The 24,751-nt window shown below is 68.8% G+C and carries 4 protein-coding genes and 7 pseudogenes; 1 reads left to right on the top strand and 10 read right to left on the bottom strand.

Annotation, left to right across the window (positions count from 1 at the left end; translation table 11 throughout):
* Positions 1 to 143: 143 nt before the first annotated feature.
* Positions 144 to 845, bottom strand: a pseudogene (locus G5S42_RS43940) (condensation domain-containing protein); the annotation flags it as partial.
* Between G5S42_RS43940 and G5S42_RS45350 the strand changes: the two are divergent.
* Complete coding sequence (locus tag G5S42_RS45350; RefSeq protein ID WP_281375208.1) at positions 844 to 966, top strand: hypothetical protein; 123 nt, start codon at positions 844 to 846, stop codon at positions 964 to 966. The pseudogene G5S42_RS43940 and the gene G5S42_RS45350 overlap by 2 nt on opposite strands.
* Here the strand turns inward: G5S42_RS45350 and G5S42_RS44935 are convergent.
* The 9 genes and pseudogenes from G5S42_RS44935 to G5S42_RS46120 form a co-directional block, all read right to left on the bottom strand.
* Positions 949 to 1,410: pseudogene (locus G5S42_RS44935) on the bottom strand (condensation domain-containing protein); the annotation flags it as partial. The gene G5S42_RS45350 and the pseudogene G5S42_RS44935 overlap by 18 nt on opposite strands.
* A 200-nt stretch (positions 1,411 to 1,610) precedes the next feature.
* Positions 1,611 to 2,993: pseudogene (locus G5S42_RS43945) on the bottom strand (non-ribosomal peptide synthetase); the annotation flags it as partial.
* A gap of 133 nt (positions 2,994 to 3,126) precedes the next feature.
* Positions 3,127 to 17,835, bottom strand: a pseudogene (locus G5S42_RS45985) (amino acid adenylation domain-containing protein); the annotation flags it as partial.
* Positions 17,815 to 18,513, bottom strand: a pseudogene (locus G5S42_RS46110) (acyl carrier protein); the annotation flags it as partial. The pseudogenes G5S42_RS45985 and G5S42_RS46110, both read right to left, overlap by 21 nt.
* A pseudogene (locus G5S42_RS45570) lies at positions 18,503 to 19,039 on the bottom strand (AMP-binding protein); the annotation flags it as partial. The pseudogenes G5S42_RS46110 and G5S42_RS45570, both read right to left, overlap by 11 nt.
* Positions 18,990 to 19,469, bottom strand: a complete 480-nt coding sequence (locus tag G5S42_RS45575) for an AMP-binding protein (RefSeq protein WP_312883740.1) — start codon at positions 19,467 to 19,469, stop codon at positions 18,990 to 18,992. The gene G5S42_RS45575 and the pseudogene G5S42_RS45570, both read right to left, overlap by 50 nt.
* Positions 19,432 to 21,135: a condensation domain-containing protein gene (locus tag G5S42_RS45580; protein WP_176112401.1), complete on the bottom strand. Its 1,704-nt coding sequence runs from the start codon at positions 21,133 to 21,135 to the stop codon at positions 19,432 to 19,434. Before G5S42_RS45580 ends, G5S42_RS45575 begins: the two co-directional genes overlap by 38 nt.
* Positions 21,080 to 21,421, bottom strand: a complete 342-nt coding sequence (locus G5S42_RS46115; RefSeq protein ID WP_446686559.1) for an AMP-binding enzyme — start codon at positions 21,419 to 21,421, stop codon at positions 21,080 to 21,082. The genes G5S42_RS45580 and G5S42_RS46115 overlap by 56 nt, the downstream gene beginning before the upstream one ends.
* Positions 21,317 to 24,729 (bottom strand): annotated as a pseudogene (locus G5S42_RS46120) (AMP-binding protein); the annotation flags it as partial. The gene G5S42_RS46115 and the pseudogene G5S42_RS46120, both read right to left, overlap by 105 nt.
* Positions 24,730 to 24,751 lie beyond the last annotated feature (22 nt).

Below are 24,751 nucleotides of genomic sequence, written 5' to 3' on the forward strand. Positions count from 1 at the left end.
CGCACCTGCGCCTCGAACAGCTCATGGATGCACCGCTCCGACGGATACGCCGCCTCCGTGCGGTTCAGCTCCTCCAGCAGATACCCGCGCTCCTGCCCCGGCAGGATCTCCAGCTCCCGCACCGGCGTGTGCGGCGAGCGCTCCAGCAGCTCCGCCAGATGCTCCAGCGCATGTTGCATGTAACCGCACACCCGCTCCGCAGAAACCGGCTCGACCGCTTCCGCCGTCAGGCCCAGTGCTTCTTCGCAGTCCTCCACCGACAGGGTCAGGGGATAGTTGGTGCGCTCCTGCGCACCCAGCCACTCCATGCCGTCCAGGACATCGTCCCCCACGACGCCCGGGAGCGCCGCCAGCGTATTGTGGCGATAGTTCAGCAGCGCGCCAAACAGCGGCGCAGGCGCCGCAACGCCGCTGCAGCGCTGCGCCAGCGCCAGCGGGGCATGCTCGTGGGTTAGCAGCTCCGCCAGCCGCGCGTGTGTGCGACGCACACTCTCCTCGACCCCGGTTCCATCCACGTCGAGCCGCACCGGCAGCGTGTTCATGAACAGGCCCATCGCCCGGTCCGCGCCCGTGCCACCATGCATGCGCCCGAACAGCACCGTGCCGAACACCACCTGCTCGCGGCCGCTGCTGCGCGCCACCACCTGCGCCCACGCCAGATGGCACAGGCTGGCCACGCTCACCCCCAGCCGCCGCGCCTCGCTGCCGCAGCCGGTCGTTAAGCGCCTGCGGCAACCGCCGCCGCGCCTCGTCCACCCCGCTGCCCTCGCCGCGCACCTCGCCCAGCCCGAACGGCAGCGTCGGCCCGCCAATCTCCGAGAGCATCTCCCGGAAGAACTGCTCATGCGCCTGCTCTCCCACACCCAGCCGCGCCTGCGCTATCAGGTTACGGAATGGCTGCGGCTCGGCCAGCTCGTGCCCGCGTCCTCCCAGCACGCTCCGGACCTCCGCATGCATTACCTCTGAGGTGGTGTGATCGCCGATCAGATGATGCTGCAGCTCCAGCAGCAGCCAGCGCCCGCTGTCCGGCTCCCGGGCCGTCACACACCGTATCAGTGGCGCCCGCCCCAGATCGATGCGCTGCCCGCGCGGATCGAACCGGCGCCGCAGCTGCTCGGGAGCCGGCCCCTCCGCCTCGTCCAGTTCAACCTCCACCACCTCCAGCCGCGCCTGGCGCCACACCACCTGCGCCGGAGCGGACAGCCCCTCCCACACAAACGACGTGCGCAGGATATCGTGCCGGTCCACCACCCGCTGCACTGCCGCCAGATAGCGCTCCAGCTGGCCACGACCGGCAAATGCCATCTGCGAGACCAGCAGGTATGGATCGCCCCGGCTGGCCAGCAGGTGATGGAACAGGATGCCCTCCTGCAGCGGCGAGAGAGCATAGATGTCCCGGATGTTGGCCAGTCCCCGGGCACCGTGGCCACCACCCGGTCGATCTCCGCCCGGCTCAGCCCGATGAGCGGCAGCATCCCGGGGGTGATCGCCGTACTGTGCGCGGTAATCAGGTTGGCGGGGACCGCGACCTCCTGATGGCTGCCCAGGCTGGCCGCCAGATCGGCCAGCACCGGCCGCGCGAACAGCGCGCGCACCTCTACTCCCAGCGAGCGCTGCCGCAGCCGCTCCATCAGTTGCACGGCCAGCAGCGAATGGCCGCCCAGCTCGAAGAAGTGGTCATGCCGACCGACCCGCTCCAGACCCAGCAGCTCCGCCCACAGCTGCGCCAGCACCGTCTCGAGCTCCCCGCGCGGCGCCTCGTAACCCCGCCGCGCATACGCATCGTCCTGCGGCGCAGGCAGCGCCCGCCGGTCCAGCTTGCCGTTGACCGTCAGCGGCAGCGCCCCCAGCGGCACGAACGCCGCCGGCACCATGTAGTCCGGCAGCTGCCCCGCCAGATGCGCGCGCAGCGTCGCCGCAAGCTGCGCTTCCTGCGCCTCCTGTGCGGCCACCACATAGGCCACCAGCTGCGGCTCGCCGGCCCGCTCCTCGCGCGCCACCACCACCGCCTCGCGCACCCATGCATGTGCGCACAGGTGCGCGGCCACCTCGCCCGGCTCGATGCGAAAGCCCCGGATCTTGACCTGCTCGTCGATGCGCCCCAGAAACTCCAGATTGCCATCCGGCAGGTACCGCGCCAGATCCCCCGTGCGATACAGCCGATCGCCCTCCACAAAGGGACTGGCGATGAACCGCTCGGCTGTCAGCTCGGGGCGGTTCAGATAGCCCCGCGCGACCCCCGCCCCGCCAATGTAGAGCTCGCCCACCGCCCCGAACGGCACCGGCTCGCCATGACCGTCCAGCACATACACCCGCGTGTTCGCAATCGGACGGCCGATCGGAACGTGCGTCGATACAGCGCATTCGCTCGGAATTTCGTAAAAGGTGCAACCCACAACCGTTTCGGTCGGCCCGTATTCATTCACCATCCTGGCGCCAGGCTGAACCCTGCGCCACAACTCGACTGTTGAATGCGACAGCGCTTCACCACCGATAACAAGCAGGTCAACCTGGCTGGTCATCGGGCCCGCCAGCATCTGTTGTCCAAGCGCGTCCAGATGGCTCGGGGTAACGTTGACCAGCCCGCATGCCGATCTGGCCTGTACCTTTAGTCCCGCGACCTCATCGCGTTCCCGTACCAGCCGTGCATGACCACCGCAGATCAGCGGTGCAAACAGGCTGTTGATCGTCGCATCGAACGCCAGGGAAGAAGAAACGATCGAGGATGATCGTGGCGCGTAAGCTTCACAGGCCCACGCAAGATAATTGGCCACTCCACGATGTTCAACCATGACGCCCTTGGGCGTGCCGGTGGAGCCCGACGTGTAGATCACATAGGCCAGATGGTGCGGACCCAGGCCCAGCGCGCGCGCATCCGGATCCGATGACGGCTGCCCGGCCCACGCCGGCGACTGCGCCTCCAGCTCCACCAGCCTCACCCCGGCCAGCGCCTCCTCGCCCAACGCCGCACGCCCCGCCCCATCGGCCAGCACCAGCCGCGGCGCCGCCTCCCCACAATCTGCCGCAGCCGCGCCCCCGGATACGCCGCATCCAGCGGCACATATGCGCCCCCGCCTTCAGGATCGCCAGCAGCCCCACCACCATCGCCGCGCTGCGCTCCACGCAGATCCCCACCGGCTGATCCGGCCTGACTCCGAGTGCGATCAGATGGTGCGCCAGCCGGTTGGCCCGCGCATTGAGCTCGCCATAGCTCAGTCTCTCGTTCTCATGCACCAGCGCCACCGCCTCCGGTGCCCGCCGCACCTGCGCCTCGAACAGCTCGTGGATGCACCGCTCCGACGGATACGCCGCCTCCGTGCGGTTCAGCTCCTCCAGCAGATACCCGCGCTCCGCCGCCGGCAGGATATCGATGCGCTCCACCGGCTGTCCCGCGTCCGCAGCCATCGCCCGCAGCAGCGCCAGCAGATAATCCCGCTGCCGCCTGACCGTCGACTCTTCGAACAGCGCCGTGGCATAGCCCAGCGTGCCCACGATCCTCCCGTCACACTCGCCTACATTCAGCTCCAGATCGAACCGGACCTGCCCGGGCGCATTGTCCATCACCTCCTCCACGCCCAGCCCGGGAAGATCGAGCCGCCCCAGCGCGTTATCCTGCCAGGCCAGCCCCACCTGGAACAGCGGCGTGTGATCAAGCGCCCGTGGCGGCTGCACGATCTCCACCACCTGCTCGAACGGCAGGTCCTGATGCTCCTGCGCCCCCAGGGCCGTGCGCCGTGTCCGCTCCAGAAGCGTCGCCACGTCCGGCCCGCCCGACAGGTCCACCCGGAGCGCCAGCGTATTCACAAAAAAGCCGATCAGCTCCTCGATCTCCCGCCGGCCGCGGTTGGCACTCGGCACCCCGATCACAAGGTCGTCCTGCCCCGACAGACGCGAGAGCACCGCCGCCCAGCCCGCCAGCACCGTCATGAACAGCGTCGTGCCATGCTCACGGCCCAGCCGCCTGAGTTCCCGCGTGAGCTCCGCATCGATCTCCACCGGCACCGTGGCGCCGGCAAACGACTGGCGCGCCGGGCGCGGCCGGTCCGTCGGCAACGCGAGCATGGACGGCGCGCCTGACAGGGCCTCGCGCCAGTACTGCGCCTGACGCTGCAGCCGCTCCCCGGAGAGCCATTGCCGCTGCCAGGCCGCATAATCGGGATACTGGATCGCCGGCACCGGCAGGGGATTGGCCTGTCCGGCCACGAACGCCCGGTACAGGCTGCCCAGTTCCCGTACCAGCACCCCCACCGACCAGCCGTCCGAGACGATGTGATGCTGCGTCAGCAGGAAGACATGCTCCTGCTCCGACAGCCGGATCAGGCGCCCGCGGACCAGCGGCCCGCGCGCCAGATCAAAGGGCGTGCACGCCTCTTCGGCGCACAGCGCCACAAGCGCCGCCGCCGCATCCGGCCGCTCCCGCAGGTCGTGCTCCAGCACGGGCAGGCCCGTGCCGGGCGGCAGGATCTCAACCCGGGGGTCCTCCTCCGCATCAACGAAGACGCTGCGCAGCGCCTCGTGGCGCGCATACAGCTGATCGAGGCTGCGTCGCCACGCCGCGCGATCCAGCCTGCCCCGCAACCGCCAGCCCAGCGCAATGTGGTAGCGGGTGCTGTCCTTGTCCAGCTGGGCCAGAAACCACAACCGCTGCTGCGCAAACGACAGCTCAAGCGGCGCCTGGCGCGATACGGCCACAATCGCCGGCAGGTGTTGGGGACCGGAGCGGCTCAACACCTCGACGATACTTGCCGCAAGATCGCCCAGCACCGGCCTGGCGAACAGTGTCGACAGCGGCAGTTCGACCCCAACAGCCTGCGACAGCCGGCTCGACACCTGTACCGCGAGGAGCGAGTGGCCGCCCAGCTCGAAGAAGTGGTCGTGGCGTCCGACCCGCTCCAGGCCTAGAAGCTCGGCCCAGATCTCTGCCAGCGCCGTTTCGACTGCGCCCTGCGGCGCCTCATAGGCCGCCCGCGCATAGGCATCGTCGGCCGGCGCCGGCAGTGCCTTGCGGTCGAGCTTGCCATTCACCGTCAGCGGTAACTCCGCCAGCGGCATGAACGCCGACGGTACCATGTAGTCTGGCAGCCGCGCACTTAGGTACGCGCGCAAGGTGTTGGCAAGCTCAAGGCCATCCAGCCCATCCGATTGAGCTTCGGGTGCACACACCACATAGGCGATAAGATGCCTGTCGCCGGCGCGGTTCTGTCGCGCCACCACCACCGCCTCGCGCACCCATGCATGTGCGCACAGGTGCGCGGCCACCTCGCCCGGCTCGATGCGATAGCCGCGAATCTTCACCTGGTCGTCGTTGCGCCCCAGGAACTCCAGATTGCCGTCCGGCAGATAACGCCCCAGGTCCCCCGTGCGGTACAGCCGATCGCCCTCCACAAAGGGACTGGCGATGAACCGCTCGGCTGTCAGCTCGGGGCGGTTCAGATAGCCCCGCGCGACCCCCGCCCCGCCAATGTAAAGCTCCCCCACCGCCCCGCACGGCACCGGCTCGCCATGACCGTCCAGCAGATAAACCCGCGTGTTCGAAATCGGACGGCCAATCGGGACCACTGACCCATTAAAATCAGCCGGGCAATTCCAGGCCGTTACGTCGATAGCAGCTTCCGTGGGACCATATAGATTGTGCAGACCGGTCCAAGGTAATACGCACCGAACCTTCTGCGTGAGGGAAGCAGAAAGCGCCTCACCACTACACACGAGACGCTGCAGGGATGTGCAGCGATCAACGCCCTTCGTGTCCATGAAGCTGGCCAGCATCGATGGTACAAAGTGTGCGGTGGTGATGCGTTGGCCGATTATCAGGTTTACAAGCGCATCCGGGTCTTTGTGTACACCAGGAACCGCCAGCACCAGGGTTGCCCCTTCAAGCAATGTCCAAAAGAATTCCCAGGCAGAGACATCGAAGCTAAACGGGGTCTTCTGCAAGACGACATCAGCCGTATTGAGTGCATAGGCCTTTTGCATCCAGATCAGGCGATTGATAACCGCTCGATGCTCATTCTGTACTCCCTTGGGAGTTCCGGTTGAGCCTGAGGTGTAGATCACATAGGCGAGATGGCGGGACGTGAGGCCAAGCGTGCGCGGCTCCGGGTCCGAAGGCGGCCGCTCGCCCCAGACCGGCGTGGCCGTTTCCAGATCGACCGCTATCACATCGGTCAGCACCTCGGCGCCAAGTGCGGCGCGGCCGGCCCCATCGGCCAGCAGCAGCTGCGGAGCGGCATCGACCAGCACCTGGCGCAGCCGCTGAGACGGATAGGCCGCATCCAGCGGCACATATGCGCCCCCCGCCTTCAGGATCGCCAGCAGCCCCACCACCATCGCCGCGCTGCGCTCCACGCAGATCCCCACCGGCTGATCCGGCCTGACTCCGAGTGCGATCAGATGGTGCGCCAGCCGGTTGGCCCGCGCGTTGAGCTCGCCATAGCTCAGTCTCTCGTTCTCATGCACCAGCGCCACCGCCTCCGGTGCCCGCCGCACCTGCGCCTCGAACAGCTCGTGGATGCACCGCTCCGACGGATACGCCGCCTCCGTGCGGTTCAGCTCCTCCAGCAGATACCCGCGCTCCGCCGCCGGCAGGATATCGATGCGCTCCACCGGCTGTCCCGCGTCCGCAGCCATCGCCCGCAGCAGCGCCAGCAGATAATCCCGCTGCCGCCTGACCGTCGACTCTTCGAACAGCGCCGTGGCATAGCCCAGCGTGCCCACGATCCTCCCGTCACACTCGCCTACATTCAGCTCCAGATCGAACCGGACCTGTCCGGGCGCATTGTCCATCACCTCCTCCACGCCCAGCCCGGGAAGATCGAGCCGCCCCAGCGCGTTATCCTGCCAGGCCAGCATTACCTGGAACAGCGGCGTGTGATCAAGCGCCCGTGGCGGCTGCACGATCTCCACCACCTGCTCGAACGGCAGGTCCTGATGCTCCTGCGCCCCCAGGGCCGTGCGCCGTGTCCGCTCCAGAAGCGTCGCCACGTCCGGCCCGCCCGACAGGTCCACCCGGAGCGCCAGCGTATTCACAAAAAAGCCGATCAGCTCCTCGATCTCGCGCCGGCCGCGGTTGGCACTCGGCACCCCGATCACAAGGTCGTCCTGCCCCGACAGACGCGAGAGCACCGCCGCCCAGCCCGCCAGCACCGTCATGAACAGCGTCGTGCCATGCTCACGGCCCAGCCGCCTGAGTTCCCGCGTGAGCTCCGCATCGATCTCCACCGGCACCGTGGCGCCGGCAAACGACTGACGCGCCGGGCGCGGCCGGTCCGTCGGCAACGCGAGCATGGACGGCGCGCCTGACAGGGCCTCGCGCCAGTACTGCGCCTGACGCTGCAGCCGCTCCCCGGAGAGCCATTGCCGCTGCCGGGCCGCATAATCGGGATACTGGATCGCCGGCACCGGCGAGGATTGGCCTGTCCGGCCACGAACGCCCGGTACAGGCTGCCCAGTTCCCGTACCAGCACCCCCACCGACCAGCCGTCCGAGACGATGTGATGCTGCGTCAGCAGGAAGACATGCTCCTGCTCCGACAGCCGGATCAGGCGCCCGCGGATCAGCGGCCCGCGCGCCAGATCAAAAGGCATGCACGCCTCTTCGGCGCACAGCGCCACAAGCGCCGCCGCCGCATCCGGCCGCTCCCGCAGGTCGTGCTCCAGCACGGGCAGGCCCGTGCCGGGCGGCAGGATCTCAACCCGGGGGTCCTCCTCCGCATCAACGAAGACGCTGCGCAGCGCCTCGTGGCGCGCATACAGCTGATCGAGGCTGCGTCGCCACGCCGCGCGGTCCAGCCTGCCCCGCAACCGCCAGCCCAGCGCAATGTGGTAGCGGGCGCTGTCCTTGTCCAGCTGGGCCAGAAACCACAGCCGCTGCTGCGCAAACGACAGCTCAAGCGGCGCCTGGCGCGATACGGCTCCAATGGCCGGCAGCGCCTGCGCTGCCGCGCCGCTCACCGCTCCGGCCATGCCTGCGGCCAGATCGGCCAGCACCGGCCGCGCAAACAGCATCGCCAGCGACAGTTCCACACCCGCAATCTGCGACAGCCGGCTGAGCAGCCGCACGGCCAGCAGCGAATGGCCGCCCAGCTCGAAGAAGTGGTCATGCCGACCGACCCGCTCCAGACCCAGCAGCTCCGCCCACAGCTGCGCCAGCACCGTCTCGAGCGCCCCGCGCGGCGCCTCGTAGCCCCGCCGCGCATACGCATCGTCCTGCGGCGCAGGCAGCGCCCGCCGGTCCAGCTTGCCGTTGACCGTCAGCGGCAGCGCCCCCAGCGGCACGAACGCCGCCGGCACCATGTAGTCCGGCAGCTGCCCCACCAGATGCGCGCGCAGCGTCGCCGCAAGCTGCGCTTCCTGCGCCTCCTGTGCGGCCACCACATAAGCCACCAGCTGCGGCTCGCCGGCCCGCTCCTCGCGCGCCACCACCACCGCCTCGCGCACCCATGCATGTGCGCACAGGTGCGCGGCCACCTCGCCCGGCTCGATGCGAAAGCCCCGGATCTTGACCTGCTCGTCGGTGCGCCCCAGAAACTCCAGATTGCCATCCGGCAGGTACCGCGCCAGGTCCCCCGTGCGATACATCCGCGCGCCCGGCTGCGCACTGAACGGATCGGCCATGAACCGCTGCGCGCTCAGTTCCGGACGCTTCAGGTAGCCACGCGCAACCCCCGCCCCGCCAATGTAGAGCTCCCCCACCGCCCCGAACGGCACCGGCTCGCCATGATCGTCCAGCACGTACACCCGCGTGTTCGCAATCGGACGGCCGATCGTTTCAACGACCGCCTCCCCCCTTGCCATGCAGGTCCAGGTCGAATACGTCGTCGTTTCGGACGGAGCGTACAGGTTGCAGATCTTCTCTGCGCCACTGCTGCTGAACACTCTGCCGATCAGGCTGGCGGGCAACCGCTCGCCCGCCAGGTTGATTACGCGCGCCGATGCCGGCACGGCCTGCTGGTCGAGCAGCGCCGCCATCGTCGAGGGAACCGTGTTGATCAGCGAGACATCCGGGGTGTCTGCGTCAGTGCCAGCGCATCCTCGACAAGATAGAGTGTGCCTCCCTGCGACAGCGTAACGAAGCACTCATAGACCGACAGGTCGAAGCCGATCGAGGTAGAGAACAGCATGCGGCTGGTCTCGGATTCCGCAAACACGCGGCGGCTCCAGTGCAGCAGGTTCACGGTGCTGCGGTGCTCGACCATCACGCCCTTGGGCGTGCCGGTGGAGCCCGACGTGTAGATCACATAGGCCAGATGGTGCGGACCCAGGCCCAGCGCGCGCGCATCCGGATCCGATGACGGCTGCCCGGCCCACGCCGGTGACCCCGCCTCCAGCTCCACCAGCCTCACCCCGGCCAGCGCCTCCTCGCCCAACGCCGCACGCCCCGCCCCATCGGCCAGCACCAGCCGCGGCGCCGCCTCCCCCACAATCTGCCGCAGCCGCGCCCCGGATACGCCGCATCCAGCGGCACATATGCGCCCCCGCCTTCAGGATCGCCAGCAGCCCCACCACCATCGCCGCGCTGCGCTCCACGCAGATCCCCACCGGCTGATCCGGCCTGACTCCGAGTGCGATCAGATGGTGCGCCAGCCGGTTGGCCCGCGCGTTGAGCTCGCCATAGCTCAGTCTCTCGCTCTCATGCACCAGCGCCACCGCCTCCGGTGCCCGCCGCACCTGCGCCTCGAACAGCTCGTGGATGCACCGCTCCGACGGATACGCCGCCTCCGTGCGGTTCAGCTCCTCCAGCAGATACCGGCGCTCCGCCGCCGGCAGGATATCGATGCGCTCCACCGGCTGTCCCGCGTCCGCAGCCATCGCCCGCAGCAGCGCCAGCAGATAATCCCGCTGCCGCCTGACCGTCGACTCTTCGAACAGCGCCGTGGCATAGCCCAGCGTGCCCACGATCCTCCCGTCACACTCGCCTACATTCAGCTCCAGATCGAACCGGACCTGCCCGGGCGCATTGTCCATCACCTCCTCCACGCCCAGCCCGGGAAGATCGAGCCGCCCCAGCGCGTTATCCTGCCAGGCCAGCATTACCTGGAACAGCGGCGTGTGATCAAGCGCCCGTGGCGGCTGCACGATCTCCACCACCTGCTCGAACGGCAGGTCCTGATGCTCCTGCGCCCCCAGGGCCGTGCGCCGTGTCCGCTCCAGAAGCGTCGCCACGTCCGGCCCGCCCGACAGGTCCACCCGGAGCGCCAGCGTGTTCACAAAAAAGCCGATCAGCTCCTCGATCTCCCGCCGGCCGCGGTTGGCACTCGGCACCCCGATCACAAGGTCGTCCTGCCCCGACAGACGCGAGAGCACCGCCGCCCAGCCCGCCAGCACCGTCATGAACAGCGTCGTGCCATGCTCACGGCCCAGCCGCCTGAGTTCCCGCGTGAGCTCCGCATCGATCTCCACCGGCACCGTGGCGCCGGCAAACGACTGGCGCGCCGGGCGCGGCCGGTCCGTCGGCAACGCGAGCATGGACGGCGCGCCTGACAGGGCCTCGCGCCAGTACTGCGCCTGACGCTGCAGCCGCTCCCCGGAGAGCCATTGCCGCTGCCAGGCCGCATAATCGGGATACTGGATCGCCGGCACCGGCAGGGGATTGGCCTGTCCGGCCACGAACGCCCGGTACAGGCTGCCCAGTTCCCGTACCAGCACCCCCACCGACCAGCCGTCCGAGACGATGTGATGCTGCGTCAGCAGGAAGACATGCTCCTGCTCCGACAGCCGGATCAGGCGCCCGCGGACCAGCGGCCCGCGCGCCAGATCAAAGGGCGTGCACGCCTCTTCGGCGCACAGCGCCACAAGCGCCGCCGCCGCATCCGGCCGCTCCCGCAGGTCGTGCTCCAGCACGGGCAGGCCCGTGCCGGGCGGCAGGATCTCAACCCGGGGCCCCTCCTCTGCATCAACGAAGACGCTGCGCAGCGCCTCGTGGCGCGCATACAGCTGATCGAGGCTGCGTCGCCACGCCGCGCGATCCAGCCTGCCCCGCAACCGCCAGCCCAGCGCAATGTGGTAGCGGGTGCTGTCCTTGTCCTGCTGGGCCAGAAACCACAGCCGCTGCTGCGCAAACGACAGCAATAGAAGGTCTTCGCGGCCTATGGTTTGTATCAACCTGGGCTTTCGCTTACCGTCATTACAATTTCTGTCTTTGGCAAGCAAGACAAGCTCGGTTAAGTCATCAATATCGAGATCTTCTAACTCGATCCTAGTTAGATCTGTCATGTCCGCATTCCCAAAGAAAGCAGGTTCCGAAGTTCATCAGGATCGAATTCTCGTTCGATCAAAGCGATAGCAGTCATACGGGCCAGATCGGCCAGCACCGGCCGCGCAAACAGCATCGCCAGCGACAGTTCCACACCCGCAATCTGCGACAGCCGGCTGAGCAGCCGCACGGCCAGCAGCGAATGGCCGCCCAGCTCGAAGAAGTGGTCATGCCGACCGACCCGCTCCAGACCCAGCAGCTCCGCCCACAGCTGCGCCAGCACCGTCTCGAGCGCCCCGCGCGGCGCCTCGTAACCCCGCCGCGCATACGCATCGTCCTGCGGCGCAGGCAGCGCCCGCCGGTCCAGCTTGCCATTGGCCGTCAGCGGCAGCGCCCCCAGCGGCACGAACGCCGCCGGCACCATGTAGTCCGGCAGCTGCCCCACCAGATGCGCGCGCAGCGTCGCCGCAAGCTGCGCTTCCTGCGCCTCCTGTGCGGCCACCACATAAGCCACCAGCTGCGGCTCGCCGGCCCGCTCCTCGCGCGCCACCACCACCGCCTCGCGCACCCATGCATGTGCGCACAGGTGCGCGGCCACCTCGCCCGGCTCGATGCGAAAGCCCCGGATCTTGACCTGCTCGTCGATGCGCCCCAGAAACTCCAGATTGCCATCCGGCAGGTACCGCGCCAGATCCCCCGTGCGATACAGCCGATCGCCCTCCACAAAGGGACTGGCGATGAACCGCTCGGCTGTCAGCTCGGGGCGGTTCAGATAGCCCCGCGCGCCCCCCGCCCCGCCAATGTAGAGCTCACCCACCGCCCCGAACGGCACCGGCTCGCCATGACCGTCCAGCAGATAGAGCCGAAGATCGGGAATGCGTCTTCCGATCAGACCACCCGGTCCGGACGAGTCAGACTGGCCAAGAGACCGATAGGTCACATGCACGGTCATTTCCGTGATGCCGTACATGTTGATCAGTTGTGGCGCGTGACCGGAATATCTCCCAGACCATGACCTGAGCATCGACGGGTCGAGCCTCTCACCACCAAAGATCACGTATCGAAGTCGGTTCGGAACACTGGTGTGAGACTCCACATCCATCAGAGCTCTAAAAGCTGAGGGGGTCTGGTTCAGAACTGTGACGCCATATCTGCGGATTAGCTCATCGAATGCTGAAGGCGCGCGAGCAACATGCCCGGGCACGAGCACCACACAGCCGCCATGGCGTAGCGCCCCCCACAACTCCCATACTGAGAAATCGAACGAGAAGGAATGGAACAGACACCATACGTCGCGTTCATTGAAGCCAAACCAGTGCTGCGTCGTCTCGAACAAACGAACAATCTGAGCATGCTCAACCATGACGCCCTTGGGCGTGCCGGTGGAGCCCGACGTGTAGATCACATAGGCCAGATGGTGCGGACCCAGGCCCAGCGCGCGCGCATCCGGATCCGATGACGGCTGCCCGGCCCACGCCGGTGACCCCGCCTCCAGCTCCACCAGCCTCACCCCGGCCAGCGCCTCCTCGCCCAGCGCCGCACGCCCCGCCCCATCGGCCAGCACCAGCCGCGGCGCCGCCTCGCCCACAATCTGCCGCAGCCGCGCCCCCGGATACGCCGCATCCCGCGGCACATATGCGCCCCCCGCCTTCAGGATCGCCAGCAGCCCCACCACCATCGCCGCGCTGCGCTCCACGCAGATCCCCACCGGCTGATCCGGCCTGACTCCGAGTGCGATCAGATGGTGCGCCAGCCGGTTGGCCCGCGCGTTGAGCTCGCCATAGCTCAGTCTCTCGTTCTCATGCACCAGCGCCACCGCCTCCGGTGCCCGCCGCACCTGCGCCTCGAACAGCTCGTGGATGCACCGCTCCGACGGATACGCCGCCTCCGTGCGGTTCAGCTCCTCCAGCAGATACCCGCGCTCCGCCGCCGGCAGGATATCGATGCGCTCCACCGGCTGTCCCGCGTCCGCAGCCATCGCCCGCAGCAGCGCCAGCGAGATAATCCCGCTGCCGCCTGACCGTCGACTCTTCGAACAGCGCCGTGGCATAGCCCAGCGTGCCCACGATCCTCCCGTCACACTCGCCTACATTCAGCTCCAGATCGAACCGGACCTGTCCGGGCGCATTGTCCATCACCTCCTCCACGCCCAGCCCGGGAAGATCGAGCCGCCCCAGCGCGTTATCCTGCCAGGCCAGCATTACCTGGAACAGCGGCGTGTGATCAAGCGCCCGTGGCGGCTGCACGATCTCCACCACCTGCTCGAACGGCAGGTCCTGATGCTCCTGCGCCCCCAGGGCCGTGCGCCGTGTCCGCTCCAGAAGCGTCGCCACGTCCGGCCCGCCCGACAGGTCCACCCGGAGCGCCAGCGTGTTCACAAAAAAGCCGATCAGCTCCTCGATCTCGCGCCGGCCGCGGTTGGCACTCGGCACCCCGATCACAAGGTCGTCCTGCCCCGACAGACGCGAGAGCACCGCCGCCCAGCCCGCCAGCACCGTCATGAACAGCGTCGTGCCATGCTCACGGCCCAGCCGCCTGAGTTCCCGCGTGAGCTCCGCATCGATCTCCACCGGCACCGTGGCGCCGGCAAACGACTGACGCGCCGGGCGCGGCCGGTCCGTCGGCAACGCGAGCATGGACGGCGCGCCTGACAGGGCCTCGCGCCAGTACTGCGCCTGACGCTGCAGCCGCTCCCCGGAGAGCCATTGCCGCTGCCAGGCCGCATAATCGGGATACTGGATCGCCGGCACCGGCAGGGGATTGGCCTGTCCGGCCACGAACGCCCGGTACAGGCTGCCCAGTTCCCGTACCAGCACCCCCACCGACCAGCCGTCCGAGACGATGTGATGCTGCGTCAGCAGGAAGACATGCTCCTGCTCCGACAGCCGGATCAGGCGCCCGCGGATCAGCGGCCCGCGCGCCAGATCAAAAGGCATGCACGCCTCTTCGGCGCACAGCGCCACAAGCGCCGCCGCCGCATCCGGCCGCTCCCGCAGGTCGTGCTCCAGCACGGGCAGGCCCGTGCCGGGCGGCAGGATCTCAACCCGGGGGCCCTCCTCCGCATCAACGAAGACGCTGCGCAGCGCCTCGTGGCGCGCATACAGCTGATCGAGGCTGCGTCGCCACGCCGCGCGGTCCAGCCTGCCCCGCAACCGCCAGCCCAGCGGAATGTGGTAGCGGGCGCTGTCCTTGTCCAGCTGGGCCAGAAACCACAGCCGCTGCTGCGCAAACGACAGCTCAAGCGGCGCCTGGCGCGATACGGCTCCAATGGCCGGCAGCGCCTGCGCTGCCGCGCCGCTCACCGCTCCGGCCATGCCTGCGGCCAGATCGGCCAGCACCGGCCGCGCAAACAGCATCGCCAGCGACAGTTCCACACCCGCAATCTGCGACAGCCGGCTGAGCAGCCGCACGGCCAGCAGCGAATGGCCGCCCAGCTCGAAGAAGTGGTCATGCCGACCGACCCGCTCCAGACCCAGCAGCTCCGCCCACAGCTGCGCCAGCACCGTCTCGAGCTCCCCGCGCGGCGCCTCGTAACCCCGCCGCGCATACGCATCGTCCTGCGGCGCAGGCAGCGCCCGCCGGTCCAGCTTGCCGTTGACCGTCAGCGGCAGCGCCCCCAGCGGCACGAACGCCGCCGGCACCATGTAGTCCGGCAGCTGCCCCACCAGATGCGCGCGCAGCGTCGCCGCAAGCTGCGCTTCCTGCGCCTCCTGTGCGGCCACCACATAAGCCACCAGTTGCGGCTCGCCGGCCCGCTCCTCGCGCGCCACCACCACCGCCTCGCGCACCCATGCATGTGCGCACAGGTGCGCGGCCACCTCGCCCGGCTCGATGCGAAAGCCCCGGATCTTGACCTGCTCGTCGATGCGCCCCAGAAACTCCAGATTGCCATCCGGCAGGTACCGCGCCAGGTCCCCCGTGCGATACATCCGCGCGCCCGGCTGCGCACTGAACGGATCGGCCATGAACCGCTGCGCGCTCAGTTCCGGACGCTTCAGGTAGCCACGCGCAACCCCCGCCCCGCCAATGTAGAGCTCCCCACCGCCCCCGAACGGCACCGGCTCGCCATGATCGTCCAGCACGTACACCCGCGTGTTCGCAATCGGACGGCCGATCGTTTCAACGACCGCCTCCCCCTTGCCATGCAGGTCCAGGTCGAATACGTCGTCGTTTCGGACGGAGCGTACAGGTTGCAGATCTTCTCTGCGCCACTGCTGCTGAACACTCTGCCGATCAGGCTGGCGGGCAACCGCTCGCCCGCCAGGTTGATTACGCGCGCCGATGCCGGCACGGCCTGCTGGTCGAGCAGCGCCGCCATCGTCGAGGGAACCGTGTTGATCAGCGAGACATCCAGGGGTGTCTGCGTCAGTGCCAGCGCATCCTCGACAAGATAGAGTGTGCCTCCCTGCGACAGCGTAACGAAGCACTCATAGACCGACAGGTCGAAGCCGATCGAGGTAGAGAACAGCATGCGGCTGGTCTCGGATTCCGCAAACACGCGGCGGCTCCAGTGCAGCAGGTTCACGGTGCTGCGGTGCTCGACCATCACGCCCTTGGGCGTGCCGGTGGAGCCCGACGTGTAGATCACATAGGCCAGATGGTGCGGACCCAGGCCCAGCGCGCGCGCATCCGGATCCGATGACGGCTGCCCGGCCCACGCCGGCGACTGCGCCTCCAGCTCCACCAGCCCCACGCCAGCGAGCGCCTCCTCGCCCAGCGCCGCACGCCCCGCCCCATCGGCCAGCACCAGCCGCGGCGCCGCCTCCCCCACAATCTGCCGCAGCCGCGCCCCCGGATACGCCGCATCCAGCGGCACATATGCGCCCCCGCCTTCAGGATCGCCAGCAGCCCCACCACCATCGCCGCGCTGCGCTCCACGCAGATCCCCACCGGCTGATCCGGCCTGACTCCGAGTGCGATCAGATGGTGCGCCAGCCGGTTGGCCCGCGCATTGAGCTCGCCATAGCTCAGTCTCTCGTTCTCATGCACCAGCGCCACCGCCTCCGGTGCCCGCCGCACCTGCGCCTCGAACAGCTCATGGATGCACCGCTCCGACGGATACGCCGCCTCCGTGCGGTTCAGCTCCTCCAGCAGATACCCGCGCTCCTGCCCCGGCAGGATCTCCAGCTCCCGCACCGGCGTGTGCGGCGAGCGCTCCAGCAGCTCCGCCAGATGCTCCAGCGCATGTTGCATGTAACCGCACACCCGCTCCGCAGAAACCGGCTCGACCGCTTCCGCCGTCAGGCCCAGCGCCTGCCCGGAGTCGTCCACCGACAGGGTCAGGGGATAGTTGGTGCGCTCCTGCGCACCCAGCCACTCCATGCCGTCCGAGACATCGTCCCCCACGACGCCCGGGAGCGCCGCCAGCGTATTGTGGCGATAGTTCAGCAGCGCGCCAAACAGCGGCGCAGGCGCCGCAACGCCGCTGCAGCGCTGCGCCAGCGCCAGCGGGGCATGCTCGTGGGTTAGCAGCTCCGCCAGCCGCGCGTGTGTGCGACGCACACTCTCCTCGACCCCGGTTCCATCCACGTCGAGCCGCACCGGCAGCGTGTTCATGAACAGGCCCATCGCCCGGTCCGCGCCCGTGCCACCATGCATGCGCCCGAACAGCACCGTGCCGAACACCACCTGCTCGCGGCCGCTGCTGCGCGCCACCACCTGCGCCCACGCCAGATGGCACAGGCTGGCCACGCTCACCCCCAGCCGCCGCGCCTGCTGCCGCAGCCGGTCGTTAAGCGCCTGCGGCAACTGCCGCAGCGCCTCGTCCACCCCGCTGCCCTCGCCGCGCACCTCGCCCAGCCCGAACGGCAGCGTCGGCCCGTCAATCTCCGAGAGCATCTCCCGGAAGAACTGCTCATGCGCCTGCTCTCCCACACCCAGCCGCGCCTGCGCTATCAGGTTACGGAATGGCTGCGGCTCGGCCAGCTCGTGCCCGCGTCCTCCCAGCACGCTCCGGACCTCCGCATGCATTACCTCTGAGGTGGTGTGATCGCCGATCAGATGATGCTGCAGCTCCAGCAGCAGCCAGCGCCCGCTGTCCGGCTCCCGGGCCGTCACACACCGTATCAGTGGCGCCCGCCCCAGATCGATGCGCTGCCCGCGCGGATCGAACCGGCGCCGCAGCTGCTCGGGAGCCGGCCCCTCCGCCTCGTCCAGTTCAACCTCCACCACCTCCAGCCGCGCCTGGCGCCACACCACCTGCGCCGGAGCGGACAGCCCCTCCCACACAAACGACGTGCGCAGGATATCGTGCCGGTCCACCACCCGCTGCACTGCCGCCAGATAGCGCTCCAGCTGGCCACGACCGGCAAATGCCATCTGCGAGACCAGCAGGTATGGATCGCCCTGGCTGGCCAGCAGGTGATGGAACAGGATGCCCTCCTGCAGCGGCGAGAGAGCATAGATGTCCTGGATGTTGGCCAGTCCCCCGGGCACCGTGGCCACCACCCGGTCGATCTCCGCCTGGCTCAGCCCGATGAGCGGCAGCATCCCGGGGGTGATCGCCGTACTGTGCGCGGTAATCAGGTTGGCGGGGACCGCGACCTCCTGATGGCTGCCCAGGCTGGCCGCCAGATCGGCCAGCACCGGCCGCGCGAACAGCGCGCGCACCTCTACTCCCAGCGAGCGCTGCCGCAGCCGCTCCATCAGTTGCACGGCCAGCAGCGAATGGCCGCCCAGCTCGAAGAAGTGGTCATGCCGACCGACCCGCTCCAGACCCAGCAGCTCCGCCCACAGCTGCGCCAGCACCGTCTCGAGCTCCCCGCGCGGCGCCTCGTAACCCCGCCGCGCATACGCATCGTCCTGCGGCGCAGGCAGCGCCCGCCGGTCCAGCTTGCCGTTGACCGTCAGCGGCAGCGCCCCCAGCGGCACGAACGCCGCCGGCACCATGTAGTCCGGCAGCTGCCCCGCCAGATGCGCGCGCAGCGTCGCCGCAAGCTGCGCTTCCTGCGCCTCCTGTGCGGCCACCACATAGGCCACCAGCTGCGGCTCGCCGGCCCGCTCCTCGCGCGCCACCACCACCGCCTCGCGCACCCATGCATGTGCGCACAGGTGCGCGGCCACCTCGCCCGGCTCGATGCGAAAGCCCCGGATCTTGACCTGCTCGTCGATGCGCCCCAGAAACTCCAGATTGCCATCCGGCAGGTACCGCGCCAGATCCCCCGTGCGATACAGCCGATCGCCCTCCACAAAGGGACTGGCGATGAACCGCTCGGCTGTCAGCTCGGGGCGGTTCAGATAGCCCCGCGCGACCCCCCGCCCCGCCAATGTAGAGCTCGCCCACCGCCCCGAACGGCACCGGCTCGCCATGACCGTCCAGCACATACACCCGCGTGTTCGCAATCGGACGGCCGATCGGAACGTGCGTCGATACAGCGCATTCGCTCGGAATTTCGTAAAAGGTGCAACCCACAACCGTTTCGGTCGGCCCGTATTCATTCACCATCCTGGCGCCAGGCTGAACCCTGCGCCACAACTCGACTGTTGAATGCGACAGCGCTTCACCACCGATAACAAGCAGGTCAACCTGGCTGGTCATCGGGCCCGCCAGCATCTGTTGTCCAAGCGCGTCCAGATGGCTCGGGGTAACGTTGACCAGCCCGCATGCCGATCTGGCCTGTACCTTTAGTCCCGCGACCTCATCGCGTTCCCGTACCAGCCGTGCATGACCACCGCAGATCAGCGGTGCAAACAGGCTGTTGATCGTCGCATCGAACGCCAGGGAAGAAGAAACGATCGAGGATGATCGTGGCGCGTAAGCTTCACAGGCCCACGCAAGATAATTGGCCACTCCACGATGTTCAACCATGACGCCCTTGGGCGTGCCGGTGGAGCCCGACGTGTAGATCACATAGGCCAGATGGTGCGGACCCGGGCCCAGCGCGCGCGCATCCGGATCCGATGACGGCTGCCCGGCCCACGCCGGCGACTGCGCCTCCAGCCCCACCAGCCTCACCCCGGCCAGCGCCTCCTCGCCCAACGCCGCACGCCCCGCCCCATCGGCCAGCACCAGCCGCGGCGCCGCCTCCCCACAATCTGCCGCAGCCGCGCCCCCGGATACGCCGCATCCAGCGGCACATATGCGCCCCCGCCTTCAGGATCGCCAGCAGCCCCACCACCATCGCCGCGCTGCGCTCCACGCAGATCCCCACCGGCTGATCCGGCCTGACTCCGAGTGCGATCAGATGGTGCGCCAGCCGGTTGGCCCGCGCATTGAGCTCGCCATAGCTCAGTCTCTCGTTCTCATGCACCAGCGCCACCGCCTCCGGTGCCCGCCGCACCTGCGCCTCGAACAGCTCGTGGATGCACCGCTCCGACGGATACGCCGCCTCCGTGCGGTTCAGCTCCTCCAGCAGATACCCGCGCTCCGCCGCCGGCAGGATATCGATGCGCTCCACCGGCTGTCCCGCGTCCGCAGCCATCGCCCGCAGCAGCGCCAGCGAGATAATCCCGCTGCCGCCTGACCGTCGACTCTTCGAACAGCGCCGTGGCATAGCCCAGCGTGCCCACGATCCTCCCGTCACACTCGCCTACATTCAGCTCCAGATCGAACCGGACCTGCCCGGGCGCATTGTCCATCACCTCCTCCACGCCCAGCCCGGGAAGATCGAGCCGCCCCAGCGCGTTATCCTGCCAGGCCAGCCCCACCTGGAACAGCGGCGTGTGATCAAGCGCCCGTGGCGGCTGCACGATCTCCACCACCTGCTCGAACGGCAGGTCCTGATGCTCCTGCGCCCCCAGGGCCGTGCGCCGTGTCCGCTCCAGAAGCGTCGCCACGTCCGGCCCGCCCGACAGGTCCACCCGGAGCGCCAGCGTATTCACAAAAAAGCCGATCAGCTCCTCGATCTCGCGTCGGCCGCGGTTGGCACTCGGCACCCCGATCACAAGGTCGTCCTGCCCCGACAGACGCGAGAGCACCGCCGCCCAGCCCGCCAGCACCGTCATGAACAGCGTCGTGCCATGCTCACGGCCCAGCCGCCTGAGTTCCCGCGTGAGCTCCGCATCGATCTCCACCGGCACCGTGGCGCCGGCAAACGACTGACGCGCCGGGCGCGGCCGGTCCGTCGGCAACGCGAGCATGGACGGCGCGCCTGACAGGGCCTCGCGCCAGTACTGCGCCTGACGCTGCAGCCGCTCCCCGGAGAGCCATTGCCGCTGCCAGGCCGCATAATCGGGATACTGGATCGCCGGCACCGGCAGGGGATTGGCCTGTCCGGCCACGAACGCCCGGTACAGGCTGCCCAGTTCCCGTACCAGCACCCCCACCGACCAGCCGTCCGAGACGATGTGATGCTGCGTCAGCAGGAAGACATGCTCCTGCTCCGACAGCCGGATCAGGCGCCCGCGGACCAGCGGCCCGCGCGCCAGATCAAAGGGCATGCACGCCTCTTCGGCGCACAGCGCCACAAGCGCCGCCGCCGCATCCGGCCGCTCCCGCAGGTCGTGCTCCAGCACGGGCAGGCCCGTGCCGGGCGGCAGGATCTCAACCCGGGGGCCCTCCTCCGCATCAACGAAGACGCTGCGCAGCGCCTCGTGGCGCGCATACAGCTGATCGAGGCTGCGTCGCCACGCCGCGCGGTCCAGCCTGCCCCGCAACCGCCAGCCCAGCGCAATGTGGTAGCGGGCGCTGTCCTTGTCCAGCTGGGCCAGAAACCACAGCCGCTGCTGCGCAAACGACAGCTCAAGCGGCGCCTGGCGCGATACGGCTCCAATGGCCGGCAGCGCCTGCGCTGCCGCGCCGCTCACCGCTCCGGCCATGCCTGCGGCCAGATCGGCCAGCACCGGCCGCGCAAACAGCATCGCCAGCGACAGTTCCACACCCGCAATCTGCGACAGCCGGCTGAGCAGCCGCACGGCCAGCAGCGAATGGCCGCCCAGCTCGAAGAAGTGGTCATGCCGACCGACCCGCTCCAGACCCAGCAGCTCCGCCCACAGCTGCGCCAGCACCGTCTCGAGCTCCCCGCGCGGCGCCTCGTAGCCCCGCCGCGCATACGCATCGTCCTGCGGCGCAGGCAGCGCCCGCCGGTCCAGCTTGCCGTTGACCGTCAGCGGCAGCGCCCCCCAGCGGCACGAACGCCGCCGGCACCATGTAGTCCGGCAGCTGCCCCGCCAGATGCGCGCGCAGCGTCGCCGCAAGCTGCGCTTCCTGCGCCTCCTGTGCGGCCACCACATAGGCCACCAGCTGCGGCTCGCCGGCCCGCTCCTCGCGCGCCACCACCACCGCCTCGCGCACCCATGCATGTGCGCACAGGTGCGCGGCCACCTCGCCCGGCTCGATGCGAAAGCCCCGGATCTTGACCTGCTCGTCGATGCGCCCCAGAAACTCCAGATTGCCATCCGGCAGGTACCGCGCCAGATCCCCCGTGCGATACAGCCGATCGCCCTCCACAAAGGGACTGGCGATGAACCGCTCGGCTGTCAGCTCGGGGCGGTTCAGATAGCCCCGCGCGACCCCCCGCCCCGCCAATGTAGAGCTCGCCCACCGCCCCGAACGGCACCGGCTCGCCATGACCGTCCAGCACATACACCCGCGTGTTCGCAATCGGACGGCCGATCGGAACGTGCGTCGATACAGCGCATTCGCTCGGAATTTCGTAAAAGGTGCAACCCACAACCGTTTCGGTCGGCCCGTATTCATTCACCATCCCCGGCGCCGGGCTGAACCCTGCGCCACAACTCGACTGTTGAATGCGACAGCGCTTCACCACCGATAACAAGCAGGTCAACCGGCTGGTCATCGGGCCCGCCAGCATCTGTTGTCCAAGCGCGTCCAGATGGCTCGGGGTAACGTTGACCAGCCCGCATGCCGATCTGGCCTGTACCTTTAGTCCCGCGACCTCATCGCGTTCCCGTACCAGCCGTGCATGACCACCGCAGATCAGCGGTGCAAACAGGCTGTTGATCGTCGCATCGAACGCCAGGGAAGAAGAAACGATCGAGGATGATCGTGGCGCGTAAGCTTCACAGGCCCACGCAAGATAATTGGCCACTCCACGATGTTCAACCATGACGCCCTTGGGCGTGCCGGTGGAGCCCGACGTGTAGATCACATAGGCCAGATGGTGCGGACCCAGGCCCAGCGCGCGCGCATCCGGATCCGATGACGGCTGCCCGGCCCACGCCGGCGACTGCGCCTCCAGCTCCACCAGCCCCACGCCAGCGAGCGCCTCCTCGCCCAGCGCCGCACGCCCCGCCCCATCGGCCAGCACCAGCCGCGGCGCCGCCTCCCCACAATCTGCCGCAGCCGCGCCCCCGGATACGCCGCATCCAGCGGCACATATGCGCCCCCGCCTTCAGGATCGCCAGCAGCCCCACCACCATCGCCGCGCTGCGCTCCACGCAGATCCCCACCGGCTGATCCGGCCTGACTCCGAGTGCGATCAGATGGTGCGCCAGCCGGTTGGCCCGCGCATTGAGCTCGCCATAGCTCAGTCTCTCGTTCTCATGCACCAGCGCCACCGCCTCCGGTGCCCGCCGCACCTGCGCCTCGAACAGCTCATGGATGCACCGCTCCGACGGATACGCCGCCTCCGTGCGGTTCAGCTCCTCCAGCAGATACCCGCGCTCCTGCCCCGGCAGGATCTCCAGCTCCCGCACCGGCGTGTGCGGCGAGCGCTCCAGCAGCTCCGCCAGATGCTCCAGCGCATGTTGCATGTAACCGCACACCCGCTCCGCAGAAACCGGCTCGACCGCTTCCGCCGTCAGGCCCAGCGCCTGCCCGGAGTCGTCCACCGACAGGGTCAGGGGATAGTTGGTGCGCTCCTGCGCACCCAGCCACTCCATGCCGTCCAGGACATCGTCCCCCACGACGCCCGGGAGCGCCGCCAGCGTATTGTGGCGATAGTTCAGCAGCGCGCCAAACAGCGGCGCAGGCGCCGCAACGCCGCTGCAGCGCTGCGCCAGCGCCAGCGGGGCATGCTCGTGGGTTAGCAGCTCCGCCAGCCGCGCGTGTGTGCGACGCACACTCTCCTCGACCCCGGTTCCATCCACGTCGAGCCGCACCGGCAGCGTGTTCATGAACAGGCCCATCGCCCGGTCCGCGCCCGTGCCACCATGCATGCGCCCGAACAGCACCGTGCCGAACACCACCTGCTCGCGGCCGCTGCTGCGCGCCACCACCTGCGCCCACGCCAGATGGCACAGGCTGGCCACGCTCACCCCCAGCCGCCGCGCCTGCTGCCGCAGCCGGTCGTTAAGCGCCTGCGGCAACTGCCGCCGCGCCTCGTCCACCCCGCTGCCCTCGCCGCGCACCTCGCCCAGCCCGAACGGCAGCGTCGGCCCGCCAATCTCCGAGAGCATCTCCCGGAAGAACTGCTCATGCGCCTGCTCTCCCACACCCAGCCGCGCCTGCGCTATCAGGTTACGGAATGGCTGCGGCTCGGCCAGCTCGTGCCCGCGTCCTCCCAGCACGCTCCGGACCTCCGCATGCATTACCTCTGAGGTGGTGTGATCGCCGATCAGATGATGCTGCAGCTCCAGCAGCAGCCAGCGCCCGCTGTCCGGCTCCCGGGCCGTCACACACCGTATCAGTGGCGCCCGCCCCAGATCGATGCGCTGCCCGCGCGGATCGAACCGGCGCCGCAGCTGCTCGGGAGCCGGCCCCTCCGCCTCGTCCAGTTCAACCTCCACCACCTCCAGCCGCGCCTGGCGCCACACCACCTGCGCCGGAGCGGACAGCCCCTCCCACACAAACGACGTGCGCAGGATATCGTGCCGGTCCACCACCCGCTGCACTGCCGCCAGATAGCGCTCCAGCTGGCCACGACCGGCAAATGCCATCTGCGAGACCAGCAGGTATGGATCGCCCTGGCTGGCCAGCAGGTGATGGAACAGGATGCCCTCCTGCAGCGGCGAGAGAGCATAGATGTCTCGGATGTTGGCCAGCCCCCGGGCACCGTGGCCACCACCCGGTCGATCTCCGCCCGGCTCAGCCCGATGAGCGGCAGCATCCCGGGGGTGATCGCCGTACTGTGCGCGGTAATCAGGTTGGCGGGGACCGCGACCTCCTGATGGCTGCCCAGGCTGGCCGCCAGATCGGCCAGCACCGGCCGCGCGAACAGCGCGCGCACCTCTACTCCCAGCGAGCGCTGCCGCAGCCGCTCCATCAGTTGCACGGCCAGCAGCGAATGGCCGCCCAGCTCGAAGAAGTGGTCATGCCGACCGACCCGCTCCAGACCCAGCAGCTCCGCCCACAGCTGCGCCAGCACCGTCTCGAGCTCCCCGCGCGGCGCCTCGTAGCCCCCGCCGCGCATACGCATCGTCCTGCGGCGCAGGCAGCGCCCGCCGGTCCAGCTTGCCGTTGACCGTCAGCGGCAGCGCCCCCAGCGGCACGAACGCCGCCGGCACCATGTAGTCCGGCAGCTGCCCCGCCAGATGCGCGCGCAGCGTCGCCGCAAGCTGCGCTTCCTGCGCCTCCTGTGCGGCCACCACATAGGCCACCAGCTGCGGCTCGCCGGCCCGCTCCTCGCGCGCCACCACCACCGCCTCGCGCACCCATGCATGTGCGCACAGGTGCGCGGCCACCTCGCCCGGCTCGATGCGAAAGCCCCGGATCTTGACCTGC

It is taken from the genome of Paraburkholderia youngii (assembly GCF_013366925.1).
Taxonomy (GTDB): Bacteria; Pseudomonadota; Gammaproteobacteria; order Burkholderiales; family Burkholderiaceae; genus Paraburkholderia; species Paraburkholderia youngii.

Bases quoted from the DNA above. Each gene is read 5' to 3' on its own strand.
- G5S42_RS45350 (WP_281375208.1), top strand. From the start codon at position 844: ATGCGCCTGCTCTCCCACACCCAGCCGCGCCTGCGCTATCAGGTTACG.